The organism is Lysinibacillus sphaericus OT4b.31 (assembly GCF_000392615.1).
Classification (GTDB): Bacteria; Bacillota; Bacilli; order Bacillales_A; family Planococcaceae; genus Lysinibacillus; species Lysinibacillus sphaericus_B.
Genome location: NZ_KB933398.1, coordinates 1,588,114 through 1,603,525, shown reverse-complemented (window position 1 = coordinate 1,603,525; position 15,412 = coordinate 1,588,114). Strand labels below are relative to the sequence as shown.

At 39.7% G+C, this 15,412-nt stretch carries 16 protein-coding genes; all 16 read right to left on the bottom strand.

What is annotated here, in order from left to right; translation table 11 throughout:
- Nucleotides 1-11: 11 nt before the first annotated feature.
- Nucleotides 12-911 (bottom strand): tyrosine recombinase XerC, encoded by a 900-nt coding sequence (gene xerC, locus H131_RS07210; protein WP_010858433.1) that lies wholly within the window; start codon nt 909-911, stop codon nt 12-14.
- 285 nt (nt 912-1,196) lie between these two features.
- Nucleotides 1,197-2,510 (bottom strand): FADH(2)-oxidizing methylenetetrahydrofolate--tRNA-(uracil(54)-C(5))-methyltransferase TrmFO, encoded by a 1,314-nt coding sequence (gene trmFO, locus H131_RS07205; RefSeq protein ID WP_010858432.1) that lies wholly within the window; start codon nt 2,508-2,510, stop codon nt 1,197-1,199.
- A gap of 18 nt (nt 2,511-2,528) precedes the next feature.
- Nucleotides 2,529-4,607 (bottom strand): type I DNA topoisomerase, encoded by a 2,079-nt coding sequence (topA, locus tag H131_RS07200; RefSeq protein ID WP_010858431.1) that lies wholly within the window; start codon nt 4,605-4,607, stop codon nt 2,529-2,531.
- A gap of 92 nt (nt 4,608-4,699) precedes the next feature.
- On the bottom strand, nt 4,700-5,596 hold the full coding sequence (dprA, locus tag H131_RS07195) for a DNA-processing protein DprA (protein ID WP_010858430.1): 897 nt from the start codon (nt 5,594-5,596) through the stop codon (nt 4,700-4,702).
- Between the two features lie 183 nt (nt 5,597-5,779).
- Nucleotides 5,780-6,682 carry a succinate--CoA ligase subunit alpha gene (sucD, locus tag H131_RS07190; protein ID WP_010858429.1) on the bottom strand — a complete coding sequence of 301 codons (903 nt, stop codon included), beginning with the start codon at nt 6,680-6,682 and terminating at the stop codon, nt 5,780-5,782.
- A 17-nt stretch (nt 6,683-6,699) separates the two neighbouring features.
- Nucleotides 6,700-7,860 carry an ADP-forming succinate--CoA ligase subunit beta gene (gene sucC / locus H131_RS07185; RefSeq protein ID WP_010858428.1) on the bottom strand — a complete coding sequence of 387 codons (1,161 nt, stop codon included), beginning with the start codon at nt 7,858-7,860 and terminating at the stop codon, nt 6,700-6,702.
- Between the two features lie 159 nt (nt 7,861-8,019).
- Nucleotides 8,020-8,322 carry an EscU/YscU/HrcU family type III secretion system export apparatus switch protein gene (locus H131_RS07180; RefSeq protein ID WP_010858427.1) on the bottom strand — a complete coding sequence of 101 codons (303 nt, stop codon included), beginning with the start codon at nt 8,320-8,322 and terminating at the stop codon, nt 8,020-8,022.
- The gene (locus H131_RS07175) at nt 8,319-10,223 is read right to left on the bottom strand and encodes a hypothetical protein (RefSeq protein ID WP_010858426.1); all 1,905 of its coding nucleotides are present in this window, start codon (nt 10,221-10,223) and stop codon (nt 8,319-8,321) included. Before H131_RS07175 ends, H131_RS07180 begins: the two co-directional genes overlap by 4 nt.
- A 15-nt stretch (nt 10,224-10,238) precedes the next feature.
- A complete protein-coding gene (locus H131_RS07170; RefSeq protein WP_010858425.1) occupies nt 10,239-10,994 on the bottom strand; it encodes a ribonuclease HII in 756 nt (251 codons plus the stop codon).
- 113 nt (nt 10,995-11,107) lie between these two features.
- Nucleotides 11,108-11,983, bottom strand: a complete 876-nt coding sequence (ylqF, locus tag H131_RS07165) for a ribosome biogenesis GTPase YlqF (RefSeq protein WP_010858424.1) — start codon at nt 11,981-11,983, stop codon at nt 11,108-11,110.
- 186 nt (nt 11,984-12,169) lie between these two features.
- Nucleotides 12,170-12,733, bottom strand: a complete 564-nt coding sequence (lepB, locus tag H131_RS07160) for a signal peptidase I (RefSeq protein WP_010858423.1) — start codon at nt 12,731-12,733, stop codon at nt 12,170-12,172.
- 106 nt (nt 12,734-12,839) lie between these two features.
- The gene (gene rplS, locus H131_RS07155; protein WP_010858422.1) at nt 12,840-13,184 is read right to left on the bottom strand and encodes a 50S ribosomal protein L19; all 345 of its coding nucleotides are present in this window, start codon (nt 13,182-13,184) and stop codon (nt 12,840-12,842) included.
- Between the two features lie 126 nt (nt 13,185-13,310).
- Nucleotides 13,311-14,039 carry a tRNA (guanosine(37)-N1)-methyltransferase TrmD gene (gene trmD / locus H131_RS07150; protein WP_010858421.1) on the bottom strand — a complete coding sequence of 243 codons (729 nt, stop codon included), beginning with the start codon at nt 14,037-14,039 and terminating at the stop codon, nt 13,311-13,313.
- A complete protein-coding gene (rimM, locus tag H131_RS07145) occupies nt 14,039-14,554 on the bottom strand; it encodes a ribosome maturation factor RimM (RefSeq protein WP_010858420.1) in 516 nt (171 codons plus the stop codon). The genes trmD and rimM overlap by 1 nt, the downstream gene beginning before the upstream one ends.
- Before the next feature lie 254 nt (nt 14,555-14,808).
- On the bottom strand, nt 14,809-15,042 hold the full coding sequence (locus tag H131_RS07140; RefSeq protein ID WP_004269410.1) for a KH domain-containing protein: 234 nt from the start codon (nt 15,040-15,042) through the stop codon (nt 14,809-14,811).
- A 15-nt stretch (nt 15,043-15,057) separates the two neighbouring features.
- The gene (gene rpsP, locus H131_RS07135) at nt 15,058-15,330 is read right to left on the bottom strand and encodes a 30S ribosomal protein S16 (RefSeq protein ID WP_010858419.1); all 273 of its coding nucleotides are present in this window, start codon (nt 15,328-15,330) and stop codon (nt 15,058-15,060) included.
- Nucleotides 15,331-15,412 lie beyond the last annotated feature (82 nt).

The window sequence follows — 15,412 nt, the reverse complement described above, 5'->3', positions numbered from 1 at the left end:
CTTAGCCTCTATTATGCCCGTGGATGAGCATTCATATATGTTTGACGAAGATGCTCATTTGTTACATGTGTGTAAACTTGTGTAGAAGATAAATGTGAGTGCCCCAGCAACTCCTGTACCGTACGTAAATCTGCGCCATTATTCAGTAAATGCGTTGCAAATGTATGGCGAAGCATATGCGGGTATATTTTTGTATGAAGTGAGGCCTTATCAATCATTTCGTTTAAAATATGACGTACCCCTCGTGGTGTAAGTTCCCCACCGCGCATGTTGACAAACACTTGCTGATGAACTGTTTTTTTCATCAAGCGCGGACGAGCCTGCTCGATGTAATCTCGCAAAGCTACACTCGCAAATTGACCAAACGGAATAATGCGCTCTTTTCGTCCTTTACCCATTACCCGAACAATAGAATAATGAAAATCTATATCTTCAATCATAATGGATGTAAGCTCACTCACACGAATGCCAGTTGCATATAACAACTCTAAAATAGCCATGTTTCGCAACGATTTCAAATCTTCTCCTACATTTGCATCAAAAAGTTGCATCAATTCTTCTTCGTAGAAAAAACTTGGTAAACGTGATTCTTTTTTCGGATGATAAAGTGAACGAAATGCGGCATCATCGTACCCGTACTGTCTATTTAGGAAGCGAAAAAAGGAGCGAATTGAAGAAATTTTTCTTGACACAGAAGATCTTGCTTTTTTTTCATCGTACAACTTCGTAACATAAAGACGTGCATGTATATACTCAACACTCGATAAATCTTTAACGTCCTCTGCCTGTAAAAACGTTAAAAATTCTAGGAGGTCTGATTCATATTCTCGCACCGTATGAACAGAGAAGTTTTTTTCTACTTGGATGTAAAGCATGAACTGTTCAAGTGCTTCTTGGGACGAAACTATCATAAAAGATTCACCACCAACGAATTATTCGTAACCTTCTTACATTACTAACATCAACAAATTTAAAGGACAAAACATTGTCATCCCTCATGTTTGCTAACCGATTTAGTAATCTTTAAAAAACATACATATTGACACTATACCTATCTTCGTAATATAGCAAGTGAAAAAGGTTGTATTTTGAGAAAATCTCAATACAAAATAATAAAATGCGTGTAACTAAGCATTTTGTCTACAAAAAAAGAAAAAGCCTCTAAAAGTATATCAACTTTTAGAGGCTTTTAGCAATTAAATTGTTTGCGAATTCACAAAATTTTGAATCGTTGTCAAAGCACGTGTCGCATGCATTTCAGCACGCTCAGGTTTTGAACGACGACCTGGTGGTAATTCAGGGAAAATGCCAAAGTTGACATTCATCGGTTGGAAATTCTTGGACTGCGCTTCTGTTATATAACGCGCCATGCTTCCCATCGCTGTTTCAAATGGGAAAATAAGCGGTTCTTGTCCTAAAGCTAAACGTGCCGCATTAATCCCGGCAATTAGCCCACTTCCAGCTGACTCTACATATCCTTCTACACCGGTCATTTGACCAGCGAAGAAAATGTTTTTATGCTCGCGTAGCTGATACGTTTTTTCCAATACTTTTGGCGAGTTAATAAACGTATTTCGGTGCATTACACCATAACGGACAATTTCAACATTTTCTAAACCAGGAATTAATTGTAGTACTTCTTTTTGTGGTCCCCATTTTAAATGTGTTTGGAAGCCCACGATATTATAAAGTGTACCCGCCGCATCATCTTGACGTAATTGTACAACAGCATATGGACGTTTATCCGTTTTCGGATCTTCTAGTCCTACTGGCTTCATCGGGCCAAAAAGCATTGTTTTTTCGCCACGTGCTGCCATGACTTCAATAGGCATACACCCTTCAAAGTAAATCTCTTTTTCAAACTCTTTTAATGGCACTACTTCTGCATCGATTAACGCTTGACGGAAACGGTCAAATTCCTCTTTGGTCATTGGGCAGTTTAAATACGCCGCTTCGCCTTTATCATAACGAGATTTCAAATAAACCTTATCCATATCAATGCTATCTTTTTCAATAATAGGCGCCGCTGCATCATAGAAATACAGGTAATCAAGACCTGTTAAACCTTGAATTTTTTCAGCTAATGCTTTAGAAGTTAGTGGCCCGGTTGCAATAACAGTAATACCTTCCGGGATATTTGTCACTTCTTCGTGAATAACCTCCACTAGAGGATGATTTTTGACCGCTTCTGTGACATAGCCTGCAAATTCGTGACGATCAACTGCAAGGGCTCCACCTGCTGGTACCGAACACGCATCAGCCGCTTTTAAAATTACGGAATCTAACATACGCATTTCTTCTTTAATAACACCTACAGCATTTGTTAATGTATTTGCACGTAATGAATTTGAGCATACAAGCTCTGCAAATTTATCAGTATGGTGAGCCGGTGTCTGCTTTACTGGGCGCATTTCATAAAGTCGAACTTTTACGCCGCGTTTAGCAATTTGCCATGCTGCCTCACTTCCCGCAAGACCAGCACCTATAACATTTACTACTTGTTCAGTCATGTTCTTACCATCTTTCTATCATTGAGTAGGTGTTTCTTCGTAATCACATTTCGTGCACTGAATTTGCACACCTTTTTTCAGTTTTTTCTCTACTAATAATGCACTACATTTCGGACATGGTCTACTTATTGGCTTGTCCCATGATACAAACTCGCACTCAGGATACTGGTTGCAGCCATAGAATAAACGCTTTGTTTTACTTTTACGCTCTACAATTTCGCCCGTTTCACAAGATGGACATTTTACACCAATAGGTTTCATGATGGCTTTTGTATTGCGACAATCTGGGAAGTTTGAGCAGGCCATGAATTTCCCATATCTGCCCAATTTATAGACCATTGGCGAACCACATTTTTCACAATCTTCACCAGCAGGTTCATCTTTAATCACGACTTTTTCCATCTCAGCATCTGCATGCTTCACATGAACCTCGAAATCTTTATAAAATTCATCAATTACATCTACCCATTGACGGCTGCCTTCCTCTACATCATCTAGATCCTGTTCCATTTTCGCAGTAAATTCGATATTTATAATATCTGGGAAAAATTCTAGTACGAGTTGGTGTACGATTTCACCCAACTCTGTTGGCATGAATCGCTTTGTATCTAACACGACATAGCCACGGCGCTGTAATGTATCGAGGGTCGGTGCATATGTGGACGGGCGCCCTATACCTATCTCTTCCATTGTTTTTACAAGGCGCGCCTCTGAATAACGTGGTGGTGGCTGTGTAAAATGTTGCTTCGGTTCGATTTCAAGAGATTTTACTTGATCACCAATTTCCATTTCAGGTAGAAGTTTTGTTGTTTCTTCCGTTTGGTCATCAGTACCTTCTATATATAGTTTCATAAAGCCGGCAAATTTTACTTGTGAGCCATTTGCACGGAACAATACGTCACCATTTTGAAGGTCAACAGCAACTGTATCTAGTACAGCTGGTGCCATTTGACTTGCGATAAAGCGCTCCCAAATCAAACGGTATAAGCGTAATTGGTCACGGCTAAGTACAGCTTTTAGTTCTTCTGGTGTGCGCATTGTACTTGTCGGACGGATTGCCTCATGGGCGTCTTGAGCATTTGACGCTTTTTTGGCCTGCTTGATCTCTGTTGCGATAAATTCTTTTCCATACTTTGATTCGATATATGAGATTGCTTCTGTTTTGGCTGTTTCAGAAATACGTGTCGAATCCGTACGCATATACGTAATCAAACCGACTGTTCCTTCTTTTTTACCGATATCAATACCTTCATACAATTGTTGTGCAAGCATCATGGTTTTCTTCGCACGGAAGTTTAACTTACGAGCCGCCTCTTGTTGTAAAGAAGATGTCGTGAAAGCAGGTGCTGCATTTCTTTTACGTTCTTTTTTCGTTACATTCACCACGTTAAATGCGGTACCTTTTACGCTTTTTAATATGGACTTTACTTGCGCTTCATTTGTTAATTTTATTTTGTCTTTGCCATCTCCATAGTAAAGGGCATCAAAAGTTTTCTTTCCCTTTTCAAAGGAACCTTCAATTGTCCAGTACTCTTCTGGCTGAAAGTTTTTAATTTCATTTTCACGATCAATAATCATGCGCAGTGCTACAGATTGTACACGTCCTGCTGATAAACCTTTTTTTACTTTCTTCCAAAGAATCGGACTAATGTTATACCCTACTAATCGGTCTAACATACGTCTAGCTTGCTGGGCATCCACTAAATCCATGTTAATGGAACGAGGGTTCTTAAAAGATTCAAGAATTGCATCTTTTGTAATTTCATTGAAGACGACACGGCAATCCGAATGAATATCAATATTTAACGCAGTCGCAAGGTGCCAAGCAATTGCTTCTCCCTCGCGGTCTGGATCGGCTGCTAGATATATTTTCTTAACTTTTTTAGCCGCAGACTTTAGTTCCTGTAAAACAGGACCTTTACCGCGAATTGTAATATATTTTGGTTCGTAGTTATTTTCAGTATCAATGCCCATTTGGCTACGTGGTAGGTCTCGAACATGCCCGACCGACGCTTTTACTTTGTATTTTTTTCCTAAATAACGCTCAATTGTTTTTGCTTTTGCTGGTGATTCTACAATCACTAAATAATCCGCCATCTATGTCTCCCCCTTAGCGAGGTCTAATGCTAATTTTTTTATGTTACCTGTTGCAAAATGTATAACAGATTTTAAGATAATGCAACTTTTTTTCAATTTTTGCTAGAAAAGAGCGCTAGTGTTTCAACGATTTGATAGCCGTTACACACAGGAATAGCTCCTTCTAAAATTAACTTATTTGTCCCTTTTGACTGCTCAGCATCAATCGGCCCCGGCACAACAAAAACATCCTTTCCTTGCTCTAATGCGCATTCAGTTGTAATAAGGGTGCCACTTCTCAGTGCCGCTTCTGTCACTACTAATGCTTGCGACAGACCACTAATTATGCGATTGCGCATGGGAAAGTGCCATTTTTCCGGTTTTATATAAGGTGGATATTCTGTGACAAGTAATTGACACTCTGCCATTTTTTTAGCAAGAGCTTGGTTTTCTTTTGGATAAACATGATGAAAACCATGTCCCAGCACAGCAATTGTTTTTCCACCCACCTTAATTGTTGCCTCATGAGCCATTGTATCTGCTCCACGTGCAAGCCCACTCACGACCGTGTATTCGTGTTCAACAAGCGGCGGGACAATTAAGTCCATTGCAGTCTTTGTATAGGCTGTAGCCTTTCTAGAGCCTATAATAGCTACCTGTTTATTACTTGCTAACAGTGAATATTGACCTTTCACATACAATACAGTAGGTGGACTTGGTATTTCAAATAATTGCGCTGGATAATAAGGGTGATGAAAGGGTATGGGGAAAATATTAGCCTGTGCATAGGCTTCTTCAAACGACAAGCTAATTATGCGCTGAAAACTTTGAGACATTCGCTGCGCTTTTGACAATGGCATTTGTAATGCTTTCGCAATCTCAGTCGGATGCGCTTCTTCAAAATAACTTAATACATCCACCGGGGACAATAACTGTTGAAGTTTTTGGAGTGGTAATGGATATATATAATGCAAAGCTAGCAGTCTCTGTAGATCTACTGAAAAAACCATTTAAAAGCCTCCTTTTTTAATAGAAGAAATTAAATGACCGCATTTTTCATTTCACCACAATAAAAGTAGAAAAGTGTATTTGCGTCCGCTCGCATACACGCCTGCGAAAAAAGTTACGACCTAGGCAGCGCAAATACCTAGACAGAGAAAAAGATGTAGCCACAATGTGCTACATCTTCCATTTTAATGGGTTTTACACTTTTCGTATAGCCCTTTTTCTTTAATTACTTTAATAAGTGTTTCACCAATCACTGATGGCGTTTCCGCAACTTCAATGCCTGCTGCATTCATTGCCTTAATTTTTTCAGCTGCTGTTCCTTTACCACCAGAAATAATGGCACCTGCGTGGCCCATTCGTTTTCCTGGAGGAGCTGTTTGACCACCGATAAAGCCAACGACAGGTTTTGTCATATTTGCTTTGATCCATTCAGCTGCTTCTTCTTCAGCTGTACCACCAATTTCTCCAATCATGACAACTGCGTATGTCTCTGGGTCATTGTTGAATGCTTCAAGTGCATCGATAAAGTTTGTCCCATTAACTGGGTCTCCTCCAATTCCAACGGCTGTTGTTTGACCAATACCAGCTTGTGTTAATTGGTGAACTGCCTCATATGTTAATGTACCAGAACGAGAAACAACCCCTACATGACCTTTAGTATGAATATATCCTGGCATAATACCAATCTTACATTCATCAGCTGTAATAACACCTGGACAGTTTGGACCTACTAGGCGTGTTTTTTTGCCTTCCATATAGCGTTTAACTTTTACCATATCAAGGACAGGAATATGCTCTGTAATACAAATTGTTAATTCTAGTTCAGCGTCCACAGCTTCTAAAATCGCATCCGCTGCAAATGGTGCAGGTACGTAAATAACCGATGCTGTTGCGCCTGTTGCCGCTACAGCTTCTGTCACTGTATTAAATACAGGAACACCCTCTATTTCAAGACCACCCTTACCAGGTGTTACGCCTGCTACGATTTTTGTACCGTAGTCAAGCATTTGCTTTGTATGGAATAGCGCTGTTTCGCCTGTAATCCCTTGTACAATTACCTTTGTATCTTTGTTAATAAATACAGCCATTGTTCTCCCTGCCTTCCTTAGCCTACTAGTTCCACAATTTTTTGTGCACCGTCAGCCATTGAATCCGCTGCTACGATGTTTAAACCAGATGCGTTTAAAATTTCTTTTCCAAGCTCTACATTCGTACCTTCTAAACGAACTACTAACGGTACAGCTAAACCAATTTCTTTTGCTGCTGTTACGACACCTTCAGCAATAATGTTACATTTCATAATACCACCGAAAATGTTGACAAAAATTCCTTTTACATGTGAATCAGAAAGGATTATTTTGAATGCTTCTGTTACTTTTTCAGCTGTTGCGCCGCCCCCTACATCAAGGAAGTTAGCGGGACTTCCGCCGTAGTAGCTGATTGTATCCATTGTCGCCATAGCAAGACCAGCACCATTTACCATACAGCCGATGTTGCCATCCAACGAAATATAGCTTAGGTCATATTTTGAAGCCTCGATTTCTTTTGCATCTTCCTCATCAAAATCGCGTAATTCGACAATATCTTTATGACGGTACAATGCATTCGCATCGAAGTTGAATTTAGCATCTAATGCTATAACATCCCCTTGTCCAGTTACAACAAGTGGATTAATTTCTACAATTGAAGCATCCTTGTCGATAAATGCTTGATATAAGCCTAACATTAACTTAACAGCTTTCCCTACAAGGTTTGCTGGAATATTCATATTAAACGCCATGCGACGTGCTTGGAAGCTTGTTAAGCCAATTACTGGATCAACAACCTCTTTGAAGATTTTTTCTGGGTGTGCTTCCGCTACTTCTTCAATATCCATGCCGCCCTCTTCAGAACCCATCACCGTTACACGAGATGTAGCGCGGTCTAATACTAGACTTAGATAATACTCTTTTTGAATATCAGAACCCTCTTCAATGTACAAGCGTTTTACTTCTTTGCCTTCTGGACCTGTTTGATGTGTCACTAAAACTTTCCCTAATAATTCCTTTGCGTAAGTACGCACTTCATCAAGGTTCTTAGCGATTTTTACACCACCTGCTTTACCGCGTCCACCCGCATGAATTTGCGCCTTGACTACAGTAACGTTTGAGCCAAGTTCCTTCGCTACCTTCACTGCTTCATCAGGGGAAAAAGCTACTTTTCCGTTGGGTACAGCTACACCATATTTTCTCAGAAGTTCTTTCCCTTGATATTCATGGATATTCATAATACATCCTCCCATCAAACATTTACAAAATTGTTTTACTAACATACCTATTCTAACTAAAGATTCTGATAAAGTCTACACTTTGTCCTTTGTTCGGATATTATTGTTTATTATGACGTTTTTCTCTGTTTTGTGTACTAAAACAGAGAATTCTAAAAATCAGAATACTTTATTTTTTCTATTATTTTGTCCATGTTGTTGGTCTAAACGATAAATAAATGCAAATACTTCGGCCACAGCTTGATATAATTCTTCAGGTATCGACTCATTTAAATCTAATTGTCCAAGTAATTGCACAAGGTTGGGATCCTCATAAATCGGTACATCATGCTCATTTGCACGTGCTAATATGTTTTCCGCAACTTTCCCTTTTCCTTTTGCCACTACCGTCGGGCTATCAAACCTACCCTTCTGATAAGTAAGGGCAATTGCTTCTTTTCGAATAATTTTTTCATCACTCATATGCGGAAATCCACCCCGCTATGTCCCTCCTGCTGTTCTACTACAGTGAGTATTTTTTCAGGTTTAAGTTTAGCTTTTTCAAATTGTTTAATAAAAACACCTGATAGCTGATATTCTTTTTCTGCTAATCCTGCTTTTAACGCCGCTTTTAGTGGCTCTGCAAGCGGGGAGATATCAACATTTTCATTGAATACCGTCACAGAAACGACACGATTTTGAACTTGCATATCAATAACTGTCTCTTGCATTGATGCCATTTGTAGGTAGAATAAAATGCGCGCATAATTGGCATCAATTTTACCATCATCCTTCATACGTCCGTTCCACTGTAGGGTTGCATCCATCTTTTTCCCAAAAAATTCAAGTGGAACTTGCATAACTAGTTGATGCTGATGTCCACTTTCACCGGATGCAAGTTGCATACCATTCATACGTGTCATTAACATTTCTGCCGCTTCCCTCAGTTGAGGAGTAACCTGCGCCTCCTGCAACAATGTATGAAGCTGCGGCTTTAATTGATGAGCAATCGACTGTAAATCAGCAGACTTATTAGCAAGCGCTGCCTCATAGCTAATTCCCAGACTTTTTAAGACCGTTTTAAGTGCATGTTCCATCGCTTTACTATCCATTGAACTTTGTACATGAGCATCTGCTTGTGTAAGTATTTGCTGAATCATTGGTTGTGGGGATTCAATTCCAACCTTCACTAGATTACGCATCAATGCTTCGTTTTGGGTAGGCGTGACTAATTCACGGTTTACTAGGGACAATAATTGATCTTTTGATGATAAACCATTTGAATCTTGAGTAAATAAGCGTTCTGGTGTATTTTGGGCAAATGCCTTAATGAGATGTTCTTGCATTTGTTTTGCAAAAACTTCAAGTGCTTGCTTACTTGGCGGCAATTGACTAAATCTGTCGATTATTTGATGTAGTTGTTGCTTTTGTTCATTCGTTAATAAGTTTTGGCCTGTCGTCCATGTTTTTAGCTGTTCAATGAGCTGTGCTGTATTTTCAGGCTTTGCTGTTAAAATTGCTTGAATAGCCTGCCCTGCCTGATGCATTGTAGTTGGTTGTGTCTTTGAATTGTTTGCCATTAGCGTAGACCAATTTTGTAATGTCGCTTGCTGTGGTAGCACGCCAGCATCTTTCAAAACATGCAAAGCTTGTAAGCGCTCACTCATTGAGCCAGCATCATTACTCACTATTTGTATAGATTTTGCAAGCATTAAGCTGCCAGTTTCCACTTCAAACGGCTTGGCAATTGCTTGTACTTGTTGCATTAAATTTTGCTTTAGGTTTTCCGCTAACATTGTATCCTTAGCTAACAACTGTGCAAAGGCATCCATTGTAGCCGACATTCCCGCTGTTTTTTGCCCGCTGACAAGTGCTTGAAATATGTCATTGGTCATGGGCATTTTAAGCTCGACCATTTTTTGCAAAGCTAGTAATGCGTCTGCCTTCGATATGCCTTCTGGCAATGCTTTTAGCCACATCTCTGCTTGTATAAGTTGTTCCTTAGAAATCGGTATTTGTGCCTTCATAAAATGCGCTAACACTTGCTGCATTTCAGTTGTTTTAGGTAAATTCATCGATTCAAGTAACTGATTCATCTGTTGTGTCGGAGAGGTTGTTTGTGCCATGGGACCTGTGACAACCTTCAGCTCTGTTTGAGAGCTTGTACCTGTCACTTGAAAGAAATGAGCATCACCAGCTTTAAGAGGTACTTCAAGTTTTGCAATTAGTTTCTGGTTGCCCACTTGTATCTCTGCCATTTGATCTGGGAATAGTTGTTTAATGGTGCCATGAAACACTTGCCCTTGCTTTAATGCTAGGGGCTGGTTAGCTGGCGTTAATGCAGTTTGTTGCATTTGTATCGGATTAAATGATGTGGCTGTCATATTGATACTCCTTTCTTACATTGATTTTATGGGTTCAAACGACTTGCGATGATGTATCGTCGGTCCGTATGTTACAAGCGCTTCTAGATGTTGCTTCGTTCCATATCCTGCATGTTGCGCAAAGCCGTACATAGGAAATTCCTTGTCCAATAGTTCCATATACTCATCTCGTGCAGTTTTCGCTAAAATGGAGGCTGCTGCAATTGCTAGGCTTTTTGCATCTCCTTTAATAATGGCATCTTGTGGAATAGCAATCGGTAATGTCATCGCATCAACAAGTACATAATTTGGCTTTACAGACAACGTTTCCACACTCGTCTTCATGGATTGTTTTGTAGCTTCATAAATATTTAAAGCATCAATTTTTTCCGTTGATTGAAAATGAATAGAGTAACTGATAGCATGCTTTTTCACAAGTGCTGCAAAGGCATTGCGTTTATCCTTCGATAACTGTTTTGAATCATTTAAACCAACAAGTTCTTCACAGTCTTTTGGCAAAATAACGGCTGCTGTTACAACTGGCCCTGCTAGCGGCCCACGCCCTGCCTCATCAACACCAGCAATCAAAGCATCTGCCTCGCCATAACTTTGATCGAAGTCTATTTTTGCTTGATGTGCCAGTAATAGCTGTTGTTTTTTGTGCTGACACTTTTTCCAACTTAGCCAAGCCTTTTGCACACCTGCACGTTCATCGGTTGCAATCTCAGTCATCCATTCGTGCCAGTCCTCGGCCGTTTTCAATGCTGTAGTAATCTCTTTAATAGTTTTCATATGTTACTCCCTTTTATCACTCTATATCATTTATCGGCAACATGTGCCATTCCTAAAAGAAAAACTGTCACGCTCACAATTTATTGTGTGAGTATGACAGTTTTTTGCAAGTATTATTGCTGCTCTGCTTCCTTGTCAAGCTGTTCGTTAACAAAGTCAAATGTTAGTTTTCCTAGTTGTAAGCCACGAATATCACGCACGATAAGTTGTGCTACTTGGTCATAATCGATTTCGCCCCCTGTGCTAAAAACACGGCGTAGCTTACCAATATGATCGAAAGTTTCAACTAAATCTTCATGAATAAATTGAAAGCCATATCGCTCTTCCATACGTGTTGGATAATGATCCGATAAGAAGCGCAGACCATATACGGCCAAATCCTCCATATTTGTAATGGTATCTTTTATAGCCCCTGTTAACGCCAACTTATAACCTACTTCTTGATCTTCAAATTTTGGCCATAGAATACCTGGCGTATCAAGCAATTCAAGCTCTTTACCGACTTTTATCCATTGCTGTGCTTTTGTCACACCGGGCGTGTTACCCGTTTTCGCAATGTTTTTTTTGGCTAAGCGATTAATAAGTGTTGATTTGCCAACGTTTGGAATACCTACAATCATTGCACGAATGGCTCTTGGCTTCATACCACGGGCTTTCATGCGGTCAAATTTTTCTTTTAAAATTTCTTGGGCTGCTTTTGTTACAAGCTGTAAACCTTTACCTTCAAGGGAGTTGATGGCCACTGCTTTGTGTCCACGTTTCGCAAAGTACTCCACCCATTTGCGCGTTTCCTGTTCATCCGCCATATCTGACTTATTTAATATTAGCAGACGCGGTTTTTGGTTAATTACTTCATCAATCATTGGATTACGTGAAGATAATGGTAAACGTGCATCGATTAATTCAAATATTATATCTACTAGTTTTAATTTTTCTGTTACTTCACGTCGGGCCTTTGCCATATGCCCAGGGAACCATTGTATGGTCATTGCAATACCTCCTAATAAAAAAGCGCATTCCCGCCTTTTCGCACGCGACAAGCATTGGAGAGCCCGAAGCAAAACTTTGGAGTCAAAGTGATCTCAGCGTGCAGCGAGAATGCGAGACATTGTTAAGAAACTAATTCTTCTTTATACGTTAAGAAAAAGGGAGTGTTAGCCTCTCCCTTTCATACACTATTTTACAATTTTAATATCGTTAAATGGCCAGAAAATAAGGCTTGTATTGCCAATAATTTCTTTCTGTTCGACGATGCCAATATGCCGGCTATCCTTACTATAACGACGGTTATCGCCCATAACAAAAACATAGCCTTCTGGAATTACATCAAGCGAAACATCGATGTCCTTTAACGTAAAATCTTCTGTTAACGTACCTTCTGTAATTTCTGCTTTATAAGCATCTAAATATGGCTCGTCTATAGCTTCACCATTAATATATAATTGATCATCTTTATATTCCAATGTGTCGCCCGGTAACCCAATTACACGTTTAATGTAATTTTTTTGCTCCGGTGCATGGAACACAACGATATCAAAGCGTTTAGGTTCGCCAATTTTGTAACCGATTTTGTTGACAATCATACGGTCGCCATCTTCAAGGGTTGGCATCATGGACTCACCATCTACTGCAATTGGTGTAAATAAAAAATAACGAATAACTGCTGCAATCGCAAATGCAATTAAAAGCGCCTTTGTCCATTCCCATAATTCATTCTTTTCTTTCACTTGTTTTTCCATCGAGAATTGCCCCCTTGTCTATCTTCATTTTAGATGATAGCTATTTAAGATGACAAGCAAAAAGAAAAGGGGCTTGCTACACAAGCCCCTCACTTTTAAGTCATAATTATCGAATTTCTTTAATACGAGCAGCTTTACCACGTAAGTTACGTAGGTAGTAAAGTTTAGCACGACGTACTTTACCACGACGTACAACTTCTAAGTTAGCGATTTTTGGTGTGTGTACAGGGAATGTACGTTCAACACCTACACCGTAAGAAATTTTACGAACTGTGAAAGTTTCGCTAATACCGCCACCACGACGTTTGATAACTACACCTTCGTATACTTGGATACGTTCACGAGTACCCTCTACTACTTTCACGTGTACCTTAACAGTATCACCAGGACGGAAAGTTGGTAGATCAGTGCGAAGCTGAGCTTTTGTAATTTCTGTAATAATGTTTGACATTGTTTTCTCTCCTTAGACAGATGCTCTTGCACGCAATCTATGCCACAGCGGAACATCGTAATTCAGTACTTCACATAGAAGTACAAAATAGATGTTATCACAAATACTCCATGCAAGCAAGCATCATTATTGTTCATTTTTTAGTTTTTCGAGATACGCTTTCTGCTTGTCCGATAATGGATACTGTTCGAATAAATCTGGGCGACGCTCAAATGTTCTTTTTAATGACTGTTCCTCACGCCATTGTTCAATTTTTGCATGATTACCTGACAGTAAAACATCAGGCACTTTCATGCCACGAAATTCTGCTGGGCGTGTATAATGCGGATGCTCAAGTAGTCCCGTCGAGAATGAATCTTGTATATGTGAATCCTCTTGTCCTAAGACGCCAGGTAAAAGGCGGACAACACTATCAATAACTGTCATGGCACCTAACTCTCCACCAGTTAATACAAAATCTCCAATTGAGATTTCATCTGTCACAAGATGCTGACGTATACGTTCATCATAGCCTTCATAATGTCCGCATAAAAAAACTAATTCTTCTTCTTGAGCTAGCTCTTCTGCCTTTTTTTGTGTAAAGCGTTCACCCTGTGGGCACATCAAAATGATACGTGGCTTTTTTCCCGCTGTTATTGCCTCTACAGCGCTAAACATCGGTTCTGGCTTTAACACCATCCCCGCGCCACCACCATATGGATAATCGTCCACCTGATTGTGCTTATTGCCTGAATATACACGGATATCTGTTACTTCTAACTGTACAGCACCTTTTTCCTGTGCCTTTTTTAAAATCGAGGCACCAAACACACCTGTAAACATATCTGGAAATAGGCTTAATACATGAACATTCATCATAGCAAGCCTTCCATCACGTGTATAACGATTTTCTTTTCTTTCACATCAATATCTTTTACGATGTCTTCGATGTATGGAATGTAATGCTCTTTTTTAGCATCTTTTACAACCCATACATCGTTTGCGCCTGTTTGGAGAATATCCTTCACTTCTCCAATCATTTCACCTTCTTCAGATACAACCGCACAGCCAATAATTTCATGGAAGAAATATTCATTTTCTTTTAATAAATCATCTGCCATTTGATCTTTGGTAACTTTTAGCATACCTTCTTTAAAAGGCTCTACCAAGTTGATGTTGTTCATGCCTTCAAATGTTAGCAAGATAAAATTTTTATGGCGGCGTACTGATTGAATTGTTACCCACGTTGGCTTTTTATCGTCTTTTTTGAACGCCGCAAGTTTATTACCCACTACAAAGCGTTCCTCTTCAAAATCTGATGTCGATAATATACGTACCTCACCGCGAATACCGTGCGTATTGACGATACGGCCTACATTAAACCATTCCATCCAATTTCACCTCTATGCAATCTTTTTGCTATCCGTACTATATAAAAAAGGAAGGAACCAGCAAGCTCCCTCCTCCTTTGTTCAGATTTTCACACAACACGCTCAAAGTCACTTTGAGTCCTTTCAACACATAGAAGCACGGTTGTCAGGATTCTCCAAGCTTGAGGCCGACACGATGCCGGACATTGGGATAATACCACATTGGATGCGGAGCTACTATCCCTCGTGTAAACGAGCGTGAAAATCTTTTCTATTCAATCCAATATATCGACGTAAGTCTTTTTTTGATGGTGACTACCTGCCGCTGAATAAACAATTGTACGAATCGCTTTAGCAACCCGCCCCTGTTTGCCTATGACTTTCCCTCGATCCTCTGGATGAACAAAAAGTTTATAAACAATTCGATTTGCATTTTCGTCCGTCTCAATACGGACTTCTTCTGGATAATCGACTAACGGTAAAACGATTGCTTCAATCAGCTGCTTCAAAGACGTCTCCCCCGATTATTTACTGAATTTTTGGTTATGGAATTTCTCCATGATACCTTGTTCTGAGAACAGGTTACGCACTGTATCTGATGGTTTTGCACCGTCAGTTAACCATTTAAGAGCTTTCTCTTCATCAATGTTTACAGTAGCTGGTTGAGTTAGTGGGTTGTAAGTACCAACTGTTTCGATTTGACGACCGTCACGTGGTGAACGAGCATCTGCAACTACGATACGATAGAAAGGAGATTTTTTAGCTCCCATACGTTTTAAGCGAATTTTAACTGCCATTTTAATAGCACCTCCGAATAAGTTTCACACAAGATAGTATATTATCAATGTTTGTGATGTTTGTAAAGTGTTTTTTCTTAAC

Excerpts from the sequence above, each read along its gene's own strand:
- xerC (WP_010858433.1), bottom strand. The coding sequence starts at position 911 with ATGATAGTTTCGTCCCAAGAAGCACTTGAACAGTTCATGCTTTACATC.
- trmFO (WP_010858432.1), bottom strand. The coding sequence starts at position 2,510 with ATGACTGAACAAGTAGTAAATGTTATAGGTGCTGGTCTTGCGGGAAGT.
- topA (WP_010858431.1), bottom strand. The coding sequence starts at position 4,607 with ATGGCGGATTATTTAGTGATTGTAGAATCACCAGCAAAAGCAAAAACA.
- dprA (WP_010858430.1), bottom strand. The coding sequence starts at position 5,596 with ATGGTTTTTTCAGTAGATCTACAGAGACTGCTAGCTTTGCATTATATA.
- sucD (WP_010858429.1), bottom strand. The coding sequence starts at position 6,682 with ATGGCTGTATTTATTAACAAAGATACAAAGGTAATTGTACAAGGGATT.
- sucC (WP_010858428.1), bottom strand. The coding sequence starts at position 7,860 with ATGAATATCCATGAATATCAAGGGAAAGAACTTCTGAGAAAATATGGT.
- H131_RS07180 (WP_010858427.1), bottom strand. The coding sequence starts at position 8,322 with ATGAGTGATGAAAAAATTATTCGAAAAGAAGCAATTGCCCTTACTTAT.
- H131_RS07175 (WP_010858426.1), bottom strand. The coding sequence starts at position 10,223 with ATGACAGCCACATCATTTAATCCGATACAAATGCAACAAACTGCATTA.
- H131_RS07170 (WP_010858425.1), bottom strand. The coding sequence starts at position 10,994 with ATGAAAACTATTAAAGAGATTACTACAGCATTGAAAACGGCCGAGGAC.
- ylqF (WP_010858424.1), bottom strand. The coding sequence starts at position 11,983 with ATGACCATACAATGGTTCCCTGGGCATATGGCAAAGGCCCGACGTGAA.
- lepB (WP_010858423.1), bottom strand. The coding sequence starts at position 12,733 with ATGGAAAAACAAGTGAAAGAAAAGAATGAATTATGGGAATGGACAAAG.
- rplS (WP_010858422.1), bottom strand. The coding sequence starts at position 13,184 with ATGTCAAACATTATTACAGAAATTACAAAAGCTCAGCTTCGCACTGAT.
- trmD (WP_010858421.1), bottom strand. The coding sequence starts at position 14,039 with ATGAATGTTCATGTATTAAGCCTATTTCCAGATATGTTTACAGGTGTG.
- rimM (WP_010858420.1), bottom strand. The coding sequence starts at position 14,554 with ATGGAATGGTTTAATGTAGGCCGTATCGTCAATACGCACGGTATTCGC.
- rpsP (WP_010858419.1), bottom strand. The coding sequence starts at position 15,330 with ATGGCAGTTAAAATTCGCTTAAAACGTATGGGAGCTAAAAAATCTCCT.